Source organism: Paenibacillus sp. sgz302191, assembly GCF_057749925.1.
The window spans coordinates 124,070-135,259 of record NZ_JBYLHY010000026.1; the positions used below are offsets into that span (position 1 = coordinate 124,070).

The window sequence follows — 11,190 nt, forward strand, 5'->3', positions numbered from 1 at the left end:
CTTTGCCTGTGTACAAACAGGCAAAGTGATCATAAGACACTTTGAGCGGGTTCCTACGCTGGCATTATCCAACAGGTTCAACGGTCTACGGCAGATTAGCCGTACTCTCAGCCTGCTTCGCACAAGCTCCCGTTCTATTCGGTTGCTTTTAAGTGTAGTCCCCCGGGGGAAAAAATGCAACTTAAATTTGCCGAGCGTTCATATCGGCCCGAACCCCGGATTTCAGCTCAAAAAACTGCAGATCGCAGATCGCTCCGAGAAAGTCGCGACACTTTGTTAGGGCTAGGAGAACCGGAGGGCCCTACATTGGGGTACAGCCGCTTGTACCTCTCCTTGCGAGGTCGTGGAACTGAACAAAAAGACCGACCGCCGTCATGCAGCGCAACCGCGCGCTGCGATGGACAGGAGACATCGTGGTAGGAAAAAAACTGCGAAAGTGCAGGTTTTACCTCTGAAATTGGCTTGTTTTGGCGAAAAGCCTGCAAAAGTGCAGGAATTTTCGCTGAAAGTGAACCTGAGCCCATGTCCCCGCTGAAAAGCCTGCACTTTTGCAGGAATTGTTCGTGGACAGCGATCCAGGACGCAAATTCATGTATTTTTGCAGGTTTTCTTCGTGCAGACAGGCAACGATTGTGGTTATCGCCTTTGACGCTTTTTCAACAGTAGAAGGTATTTTATATTCGTCAGTTTTCTTGTGGGAATTCACAAAAATGCAGCGCTGTCGGACAGACTCCAAGCAGTGGTGATACAATAGTATACGGTGGAAAAATCTCGGACATACATGTTTTGCCGCACATGGCGGAGAAAAGTGAAAAACCGGTCCAGGAGGTCGTAGCAGATGAAAGAAAACTGGGAGCGTCTGGGAAATCCTGTGCTGCTGGATTTGCCGGAAGCAAGCAGACTGGTGTCGCCCGTATTCGGAGGGAAGCGGGTCGCCGCAGTGGAACGGCTCGGGGAAGGATACAGCAATTCCAACTACAAGCTAACGATCGATGGAGGCGCGGTTCGGCACTGCGTGCTTCGCGTGCACAGGGGCGATGCGGCCGTTGCAGACAAAGAGTTGGCTATCGCTCGTCTCGTTAAGGAGAGCGTGCCGGTGCCGGAAATTTTATTCGCCGATACGAGCTGCACGGCGCTGGAGAAGCCATGGGCGCTGCTGGAATGGAAGGAAGGCTATTTGCTCAGGGATGCGATGCGCTCGGGCGCAAGCGGGCAAATTGCGCAGGCCGCCGCGTCGGCCGGGCAAGTTCTTGCGGGCATTCATGCCTTCACTTTTGCCGAGGCAGGCTTTTTCGGCGAAGATTTGAAAATCCGTCATTCGTTTCAAATGGATGCGGCCTCTTTTCTCGAATTTATCGAGCAAAGCCTTTTCGTCCAAGGGGCCGGCCGCTTGCTGGGGGAGGAGCTTACGGGCGCTTTGTGGGCGTTTTGCAGGCGCCATGCCCCACTTTTATCGGATGCGGAGGAAGAACCGGTGCTTGTCCATTCGGATTACAACGGCTTAAACGTGCTTGTCCGCGAAAATAGCGGTTCCGTCGCCGTTTCGGCCGTATTGGACTGGGAGTTCGCCTTCTCCGGCAGCCGGCTCGCGGATATCGGCAACATGCTGCGTTATGAAGCGAACGATTCTCTTTTTGAAAAGCATTTTATTAACGCCTATCAAGCGGCCGGCGGCGTTGTGGGGCGCAGCTGGAAGCTGCGCTCCAAACTTGAGGACCTGGTCGCCCTCTGCGATTTGCTGAACCGCTCAAGTGAGCTGACGCCTAACCGCAATCAGGATCTCAAGCGGTTGATTGCCGGCACGGTGCTTCAGGAGTGAATCAAATTGGCATAGCGCAAACCTTTGCGGATGCCGCCGTCGTCCACGGATGCCGTAACGTAATCGGCGTGCGGCAGCAGCTCTTTGTGCGAGTTGCCCATGGCGATGCCTAATCCGACGTACGCCAGCATCTCTTTATCGTTCAACCCGTCGCCGAAAGCGACCGCCTCGCGGGACTCGATGCCGAGCCGGTTCAACAGCGCTTCGATGCCCTTGGCCTTGGAGCCGCCGGCCGGCAGGACGTCCATCGCTTTTTCATGCCAGCGAATCAGCTTCAGATCGGGAAAATGTCCCTCGTAAAGATGCTCCTCATGAGCCTCGCAGTGCAGGAACACTTGGTAAATGTCTTCCTTTTGCCAATAATCGGGATCGTATCCCGGGAGGTCCACGCGCAGCGACAAGACGGATTCCTCGACATTCAGATGCGCCTTCGAATTGGAGTAAAACGCTTCGCTGCCCTCAAAAACGAGAGAATGGTTATGGCTGTCCGCATGCCGGACGAAAGCTTCCAGGCTGGAGCGCGGGATCGGATGCTTGTACAGCGGCTGCCCCTGAAAAACGACGTAGGCGCCGTTCAGGCTTACGAATGAAGCGATTCCGAGCTGCTCGGCGAGCGGCTTGAAAAAGTAAGGGGCTCTCCCGGTGGCGATTACCGCCTCCACGCCGTTCTTCTGCAGTTCTTTGACAGCCTGGATCGTATCGGCGGGAACTTGCTTTGTTTCGTCCACCAAGGTGCCGTCAATGTCGAAAAAAACGATTTTGTAACTCATCTTCTCTCTAACACTCCCATCTTTTTCTTTCAAATAGTGTCGCACAATTCGGAGCTGCTGTACAAGCACAATTTCCAAAAAGACCGGAGCTACTCGGAAACTTGAGCAGCGGGCGGGCGCGAGGAGAGCCTTGCCACAAAATGCGTGTCGACCTTCGTTTTCGTTTTGGCCTTTTGCCCCGATTCGATGGATTCGATCAGCAGATCGACGGCGAGGTACGCCATTGTTTCCTTGTCGACATGCACGGTCGTAAGCTCCGGGGAGACGATAAGGGATTCCGAAATATTGTCAAAACCGACCACCGACACGTCTTCCGGAATACGGTAGCCGAGCTCGGTGAGAGTTTTCATGGCGCTGATCGCAATATAATCGCATTCGCAAAAAATAGCCGAGGGGAGCTTGTGCCCGGCCTGCAGGAACGCTTCCAGCTGCGCTTTCAGCGATTCCTGAGAGGATAAAATCGTCGGCGCCACGGAGAACTTATGGCTCTCGGCTATTTCCACACCGTACTCGCGCAAAGCGGCGGAAAAACCCCGGTTTCTTTCCTCAAAATTATGAATCCGCACGTTGGATGCCATATATCCGATCTCTTGATGCCCGATTTTGCACAGATGGGCCCCTGCCTGATAAGCCCCCATAAAGTTATTGATTTCCACAAAATGAACCGGCAATGTCTCGAAGCAGGTGTCGAGCACGACCAGATGCGGATCGAGAATGCCCGCGATATCGGCGATCTGCCCGCGGTTCAGATTCGTCCCCAGCAAAACGACGCCGCCGCTGCGGCGCTCCTCCGCCACCGAGCGAATGTCGCGCTCGAAATATTCCATATCGATAGAGGAAAAGAGCAGGGAATATCCTTTGACCCGGCATCTTTCCTCGATAAAATGTATCAGTTCCCGAAAAAAGGGCTGTTGATAGTACTGTTCCAGCACGATGCCGGAGTTCGTAAATACGAGAAAAGTGAGCGAGGTTGCCGCGCTGTTGTCGATAGCGGGAGCTTTCGGTTTCGGGAGGTAACCGGCTTCTCTCGCGATATGCAGGATGCGTTCGCGGGTATCGGGGCCGATGCCGGGCTTGCCGCTGAAAGCCAGAGATACGGCCGATTTGGAAACGCCGGCCATCTTGGCGATATCTTCCATTTTCATCATTGCTTCTCCGTTCCTTGCGATATAAATTGTTGAGCAAGTTTAGTTTACAGTGTTTTGTTGGAAAGCACAAGGAAAACTAGTTCTTGTTTATTTTTAGTTTAGTTAAATTTAGTTAAATATCGGGTAAAATTGACTAAACTCGGGATTGACACTTGCGTTTGTTGGGTGTTAGGATAAATTTGAAGGATGATTTAAGAAAACAGTTTAGTTCACTTTTGGATTAATTTTTTATACGGTTTATTAGTTTGTTTTGCTAATTTGCGGAGACTGTTTAGTTGTTTAGCGAAACGGACTTTTAATTTCAAACGAGGGGAGATTGTTTTATGAAAAAATTCAAGTTGGGTTATGCGCCGACACGGCGATTCGTGTTCAGTGCGGAGGACGCTTTCAAGTACAAGGTGCTGATCAGGGAAAAAATCGAAAGCTTCGGAATGGATATCGACATCGTCGATTTGGAAGGCCTGAATTCCGAAGGTTTGCTGTATGACGACCATATCAACGCCGATCTTATTGCCGAGCGCTTCAGACAGGAAAACGTGGATGCGGTCTTTTTTCCGCATTGCAACTTCGGAACCGAAGACACCGTGGCGCGCGTGGGCAAAGCGCTGGGCAAGCCCGTACTGCTGTGGGGCCCGCGCGACGAGGCTCCGCTGGAGGACGGCATGCGGCTGCGCGATACGCAGTGCGGTCTATTCGCCACCGGCAAAGTGCTGCGCCGTTTTAACGTGCCGTTCACGTACGTGACGAACAGCCGTGTTAACGACCCGGTGTTCGAGCGGGGCTTCACGAACTTTATCGCCGCTGCGAATGTGGTGAAACAGTTCCGCAGCCTGCGTATTTTGCAGATCGGACCGCGCCCGGCTTCCTTCTGGACGATGATGTGCAATGAAGGCGAACTGCTGGAGCGCTTCGGCATCGAGATTCATCCGATTACACTGGTAGACATTCAACGCGCCTCGAAGCAGATCGAGAAGGGGAACAGCGCCGAACTTCAGGAAGCGGTTGCATATATCAAAGCGAAGCTCGATTATTCGGAAGTGACGGAAGACGACGTGAAGCGCATCGCTGCATTGAAGGTGGCGATGAGGCAGTACGCCCGGTCGACCGGAAGCACGGCTATCGCGATCCAGTGCTGGTCCTCCTTGCAGGATGCGATGGGCATCATGCCTTGTCTGGCCAACGCGATTTTGACGGACGAACAAATTCCGGTCACTTGTGAAACCGACATTCATGGAGCGATCACTTCCGTTATGGTGCAGGCCGCTACGATGAACCAGGCGCCGACTTTTTTCGCGGACCTGACCGTCCGTCATCCGGAGAATCCGAACGGCGAGCTGCTTTTCCACTGCGGCAACTTCCCGGTCTCGCTCTCGGTGGAGGAGAAACCGAAGCTGCGCAAGCACTTTTTGTTCGACGACCATTCGCCGGGCACGCACGAAGGCGAAATCAAGGGCGGCGACATGACATTGGCGCGTTTTGACGGCGACCACGGGGAATACCAGCTGTTCCTGGGCAAAGCCCGCGGCATTCAAGGCCCGTACACGCGCGGTTCCTACGTTTGGGTGGAAGTCAACGATTGGCCGCTGTGGGAAGAAAAACTCGTTAAAGGCCCTTATGTACACCATTCCATAGGCATCCATGCGAACGCGATTCCGGCGCTCTATGAGGCCTGCCAATACATTCCAGGATTGACGCCTGACCCGGTTGATCCTACGGAGAAAGAGATTCAGGCGTGGCTGCGCGGCGCCGGATTGTAAAAAGGGGAGGACTCTATGAATACAGCCCAATTGAAAGCAAAAGCGGCCCAAATCCGCATGGATTTGCTGAAAATGATTCACGGCGCCAAAACGGGCCATACCGGCGGATCGCTGAGCAATACGGATATTTTGACGGCATTGTACTATAACATTATGAATATTGATCCAAGCAACCCGAAAATGGACGAACGCGACCGTTTTATCGCCAGCAAAGGCCATTCCGTCGAATCGCTTTGGTGCATACTTGCGGACCTCGGCTTTTTTCCGAAAGAAGAGCTGCAGACGTTCAGCCGCTTCGGCACGAGGCTGATCGGGCATCCGAACAATAAAGTGCCCGGCATCGAAATGAACACGGGTGCGCTGGGGCACGGGCTGGCGATCTCTGTCGGCATGGCGCTGGCGGCGAAGCGGGACGGCAAGTCTTACCGCGTGTTCTGCCTGATGGGCGACGGCGAGCAGGCGGAAGGCTCCGTCTGGGAAGCGGCGATGGCCGGCTCGCATTACAAGCTGGACAATTTGATCGGCATCGTAGACCGGAACCGTCTGCAAATCAGCGGCTCGACGGAAGAGGTCATGGGGCTCGATCCGCTTGAGGATAAGTGGACGTCCTTCGGCTGGAACGTCGTTTCTATCGACGGCAACGATATCGCCGCATTGGTCGACACTTTCCGGGCCGCGCCGTCGGTGGCGGGCAAGCCGACGCTGGTGATGGCCAATACCGTCAAAGGCAAAGGCGTGTCCTTCGCTGAAAATGTGCCGCATTGGCATCATCACGTGCCCAGCGATGCGGAGCTGGAGCAGGCTTTGGCCGAACTGTCCGCGGCGCTGGAGCAAACGAAGCAGGAAGAGGAGGCGCGATAACCGATGAATACGATCCCTAATCGTCAAGTCATATGCGATACACTGTTGGAGCTTGCTCAAAATGACCGCGATATTATGGTTCTTGCCAGCGATTCCCGCGGTTCGGCCGCGATGGCGCCGTTCGCCAAGGCGTTCCCGGAGCAGTTCGTGGAAGTCGGCATCGCGGAGCAAAACATCGTCGGCATTTCGGCAGGTCTGGCCCACAGCGGGAAAAAGCCTTTTGTCACATCGCCGGCCTGCTTTTTGAGCATGCGCAGTATCGAGCAAATCAAGGTGGACGTGGCGTATTCCGCAACGAACGTCAAGCTGGTCGGCATCAGCGGCGGGGTCAGCTACGGCGCTCTCGGCATGTCGCACCATTCGGTGCAGGACGTTGCCGTAGCCCGCGCGATTCCCGGGCTGGCGGTCATTTTGCCGGCGGACCGGCACGAGACGAAGCGGATGACGGAAGCGCTGGTGAAGCATGAAGGCGGCGTATACGTGCGCATCGGCCGCAACCCTGTCGAGGACGTCTACGAATCGGACGACTACGAATTTGTGATCGGCAAAGCGGTGACGATGCGCGAAGGCTCGGACATTACGATTATCGCGGCAGGCGAAACGGTCCGGGTTGCGCTTGATACGGAAGCCGCTCTGAAAGAAGCCGGGGTATCGTGCAGAGTGATCAACATGCATACGATCAAACCGCTGGACGAAGAAGCGATCGTGCGGGCCGCCCGCGAGACGGGGCACATCATTACGATCGAGGAGCACAGCGTGCTTGGCGGGCTCGGAGCGGCTGTAGCTGAAGTTGTCGTGCAGCATCAGCCTGTGCCGATGCGCATTATCGGCATTCCGGACGAACCGGCCATCGCCGGCAAAACGTCGGAAGTGTTCGCGCACTACGGAATCAGCAAGGACAATATCAAGCGGGTAGCGCTTGAGCTGCTCGGCAAGTAGGAGCTGCGCCTATGAAGAAGGAATATATATTAACGGTAGATCAGAGCACATCGGGAACAAAAGCGCTTATCGTAGACCGTTCGGGCGCGATTGTCGGGCGCAGCGCGGCCGAGCACAGCCAGTCGTATCCACGTCCCGGCTGGGTGGAGCATGATCCGCTGGAAATTTATGATAATGTGAAAAAGACCGCCCGGCAGGCCCTGGATGCGGCGGGCATCGCTCCCGGCGATCTCGCCGGGCTGACGGTGACGAATCAGCGCGAAACGGCGGTCCTGTGGGACCGGACGACAGGGCTGCCCGTTTACCCGGCAATCGTATGGCAGTGCCAGCGGACGGCCGACGTATGCGCCGCGTATAAAGCCGCAGGCCATGAGGACGCGGTCCGGTCCAGAACGGGGTTGATGCTGGACCCCTATTTTTCGGCCGCCAAATGGGGCTGGATGCTGGATCATGCGCCGGGCGCGCGCGAGAAGCTGGCAGAGGGGAAGCTGCTGGCCGGCACGATCGACAGTTGGCTGCTCTGGAAGCTGACAGGGGGCCGGACGCATGCCACCGACTACACGAATGCCAGCCGAACGTCGCTTTTCAACATCCATACGCTGCAGTGGGATGAGGACATGTGCCGCTTGTTCGGCGTCCCTTCCGGCCTGCTGCCTGAAGTGAAGTCGTCGGACGAAGTGTTCGGTTACACGGAAGATGCGGAGCTGTTCGCGGAGCGGGTTCCGATCTCCGGCATTATCGGCGATTCCCAGGCAGCCTTATACGGCAACCAATGCTTTCATCCCGGCATGGCCAAAGCGACTTACGGCACAGGCACATCCGTATTGATGAATGTCGGCGGCAAGCACGAATCCTGCGGGAACGGCCTTGTTACGGCGATTGCCTGGGGAATGGACGGTAAAGTTACGTACGCCCTCGAAGCGGTCATCCGGACTTCCGGCGACAGCATCAAGTGGGTGAGGGACAATCTCGGCCTGTTTGGCTCTTTCGCCGAAATGGACCAACTGCTGGAACAAGCGCCGGATAATGAAGGTGTCTATTTGGTTCCGGCGTTCGTCGGGCTCGGGGCGCCTTACTGGGACCCTTATGCGAGAGCGGCCATTACAGGAATGAACCGGGGGACGACCAAAGCGCACGTGATCCGCGCGGCGTTGGAAAGTATCGCCTACCAGGTGCGCGACGCGGTGGAGTTAATGCAAGCCGAATCCGGTATCCGGCTCGGGGAGCTGCGGACCGACGGCGGGGCGTCGGATAACGGGGTTCTGATGCAGTTTCAAGCGGACATGTTGAACCGCACGGTCGTGAAATCGGACGTTGCCGAACTGTCGGCGATGGGCTCCGCCTATATGGGCGGCCTTGGACTCGGTTTTTGGACTTCCGCCGATGAGATTGCCTCGCGGCAAAAATCGTACCGCAAGTACGAGCCTTTCATGGAAGCGGAAAAACGGGAACAGTATTATAACGGATGGAAACGCGCCGTCGCTTCCGTCGTATCGGATCATCAAACCGTATAATGGTCAGCCATGGCGTGGCGGACCTATTCGAAGGAGGAATTTCCTTTGTCTTTCAATGAACATTCGAAAATAGGCGAAATCTGGGCCAATCAGGCGGGGCGGGCCGTCCTGCTGAAATACGTTCCTTCGCTTGCGGATTCGCCTTACCTTTCATTTATGAAAATGAGAACGGTGCCGCAATTCGCCGCCTCCAACGAGTCCTGGACGTGGACGAAGGAGCAGTTGGACGCTCTTCTCGCGGAACTTGCCGGCGTAGCGCCGGAATACGAAGCGGAAGAAGAAGCGGTTCCGTCCGCAGCGTACGAAGCCGAGACGGTGGCCGTCGGGTCGGCGTCCGTTCAAGCTGCGGAACAGGCGGAGAAGTGGGGCGTGTTCGAGCTTGCGCTCCATGGCCCAAGCCATGGCAACCCGTTCACGGATGTGGAGCTGAGCGCCGAATTCAGCTTCGCGGGCCGGACTTTGCGCTCGCTCGGATTTTATGACGGCGAAGGCGTGTACCGGGTTCGCTTCATGCCGGATGCGGAAGGCGTCTGGACGTACCGCACGAAGAGCACGGCCCGTTCGCTCGACGGCATCGCAGGGCAGTTTGTTTGCACAGCCCCTTCGGCCGGCAACCATGGCCCGGTTCGGGTGCGCAATACGTTCCACTTCGCTTACGAAGACGGGACTCCGTACATTCCGGTCGGCACGACCTGCTACGTATGGTCCCATCAAGGCGACGAGTTGGAGGAGCTGACGCTGGAAACGTTGAAAGCGTCCCCTTTTAACAAAATGCGCATGTGCGTTTTTCCGAAATCATACCAGTTCAATACCAACGAACCGCTCTACTACCCGTATGAAGGATCGCTGGCGGAAGGCTGGGATTTCTCCCGGTTCAACCCTGCGTTCTTCCGGCATTTGGAGCGGCGGATTGGCGAATTGGGCCAGCTTGGCGTCGAAGCGGATCTTATTTTGTTCCATGCTTATGACCGGTGGGGTTTCTCGGAAATGAAAAAGTCGGCCGACGACCGCTATTTGCGGTATATCACCGCCCGTTTGTCGGCTTATCGGCATGTCTGGTGGTCGCTGGCCAACGAGTACGATTTGATGTGGGCGAAGCAGCCGGAGGATTGGGAACGGTTTGCCAAAATTGTTACCGAAAACGACCCGCATTCCCACCTGATTTCGGTTCATAACTGCTTCAATTTCTACGACTACAGCCGCCCGTGGGTTACGCACTGCAGCATTCAGCGGGTCGACGTGTACAAAACGGCGGAAAATACGAACGAATGGCGCGCTGCCTGGAACAAGCCGGTCGTTATCGATGAATGCGCATACGAAGGGGATATCGATCTGGGCTGGGGCAACATCACGGGCGAGGAGATGACCCGCCGCTTCTGGGAAGGCGCCGTCCGCGGCGGCTACGTCGGACATGGCGAAACTTATATCCATCCCGAAGATATTTTGTGGTGGTCGAAAGGCGGCAAGCTGCACGGAACGAGCCCGCAGCGGATCGCATTTTTGCGGACGATCATGGAAGAAGGTCCGGCGAACGGGCTCGAACCGTTGAAATCCGAGTGGGATGTCCCGTGCGCTGGTGTCAAGGACGAGTATTATTTGTATTATTACGGCTTTAACCAGCCGAAGTTCAGAACTTATAACATGAAGCCCGGCATTCGCTACCGGGTCGATGTGATCGATACGTGGAATATGACGATCAAAACGCTGGATGGGGCTTACGAAGGAGCGTTCCGGATCGACCTGCCAGGCAACCAGTACATGGCCGTGCGGCTGACCCGGGTTTGACAAGGCTCGCAAGGGGCTGCTCGGGCAAAGCAGCAAGCCCACGAGTTGGGGAGCAGAGCGGCCGGGCAACCGCACCTCGGGCTGAGGGGCTAGGCGGCCGAGTAGAGCGACCCCGAGCCTCAGTCTGGGGAAACTAGGCAGCCGGGCACAGCGGCCGTGCTCCAGAGCCCCGGACTGGCGGGGCTAGGCAGCCGAGCAGAGCAGCCAAGGCCTTACCCCCGAGCACCCGTGCTGGGAGCAGGGCAACCGGGCAGAGCGGCCGGGTAACCGAAAGGGTACGCCAAGGGCGCCCAAAACTCCGAAAAACGGTGCTGCTGGTCATGAGCCGGTCGGGAAGCGAAAAAGCCTGCAAAAATGCAGGCTTTTATGCCGGTAAGTGCCTAATTGGCGAAAAAGCCTGCGATTGTGCAGGAATTTCCGTCCGTAATGGGGCTGAGCCCAGTGTAACGGTGAAAAAGCCTGTACATTTGCACTGGCTTTGCAAACAAAACCCTAACTGTGGGATGAAATCCATATAAAGGTATTCGTGATGAGATGGCACGCATGTAGTTGAGTGTCGTTTGGTTGCAATTTACTATAATTCGATATATATATAAA

8 protein-coding genes are annotated in these 11,190 nt (G+C 55.8%); 6 read left to right on the forward strand and 2 right to left on the reverse strand.

Translation table 11 applies throughout. The features are described from left to right. The first annotated feature begins 838 nt into the window (after positions 1-838). Positions 839-1,819 carry a phosphotransferase family protein gene (locus tag AC3G2T_RS29070; protein WP_488437754.1) on the forward strand — a complete coding sequence of 327 codons (981 nt, stop codon included), beginning with the start codon at positions 839-841 and terminating at the stop codon, positions 1,817-1,819. Here the strand turns inward: AC3G2T_RS29070 and AC3G2T_RS29075 are convergent. Both AC3G2T_RS29075 and AC3G2T_RS29080 read right to left on the reverse strand, forming a co-directional pair. Continuing rightward, the gene (locus tag AC3G2T_RS29075; protein ID WP_474679647.1) at positions 1,810-2,589 is read right to left on the reverse strand and encodes a Cof-type HAD-IIB family hydrolase; all 780 of its coding nucleotides are present in this window, start codon (positions 2,587-2,589) and stop codon (positions 1,810-1,812) included. The genes AC3G2T_RS29070 and AC3G2T_RS29075 overlap by 10 nt on opposite strands. A gap of 89 nt (positions 2,590-2,678) precedes the next feature. After that, on the reverse strand, positions 2,679-3,734 hold the full coding sequence (locus AC3G2T_RS29080; RefSeq protein WP_488437758.1) for a LacI family DNA-binding transcriptional regulator: 1,056 nt from the start codon (positions 3,732-3,734) through the stop codon (positions 2,679-2,681). Positions 3,735-4,060: 326 nt separating this feature from the next. On the opposite strand from AC3G2T_RS29080, the gene AC3G2T_RS29085 reads away from it, so the two are divergent. Genes AC3G2T_RS29085 through AC3G2T_RS29105 form a run of 5 tightly spaced genes read left to right on the forward strand, consistent with a single transcriptional unit; the run spans position 4,061 to position 10,593 of the window. After that, the gene (locus AC3G2T_RS29085) at positions 4,061-5,494 is read left to right on the forward strand and encodes an L-fucose/L-arabinose isomerase family protein (RefSeq protein WP_474679646.1); all 1,434 of its coding nucleotides are present in this window, start codon (positions 4,061-4,063) and stop codon (positions 5,492-5,494) included. Between the two features lie 15 nt (positions 5,495-5,509). Further along, positions 5,510-6,355 carry a transketolase gene (locus AC3G2T_RS29090; RefSeq protein ID WP_474679645.1) on the forward strand — a complete coding sequence of 282 codons (846 nt, stop codon included), beginning with the start codon at positions 5,510-5,512 and terminating at the stop codon, positions 6,353-6,355. 3 nt (positions 6,356-6,358) lie between these two features. Further along, positions 6,359-7,294, forward strand: coding sequence for a transketolase family protein (locus AC3G2T_RS29095; protein WP_488437755.1), 936 nt, complete (start codon positions 6,359-6,361; stop codon positions 7,292-7,294). 11 nt (positions 7,295-7,305) lie between these two features. Further along, positions 7,306-8,808: a glycerol kinase GlpK gene (gene glpK / locus AC3G2T_RS29100; protein WP_488437756.1), complete on the forward strand. Its 1,503-nt coding sequence runs from the start codon at positions 7,306-7,308 to the stop codon at positions 8,806-8,808. Positions 8,809-8,853: 45 nt separating this feature from the next. Continuing rightward, positions 8,854-10,593: a DUF5605 domain-containing protein gene (locus tag AC3G2T_RS29105; RefSeq protein WP_474679642.1), complete on the forward strand. Its 1,740-nt coding sequence runs from the start codon at positions 8,854-8,856 to the stop codon at positions 10,591-10,593. Positions 10,594-11,190: the final 597 nt, after the last annotated feature.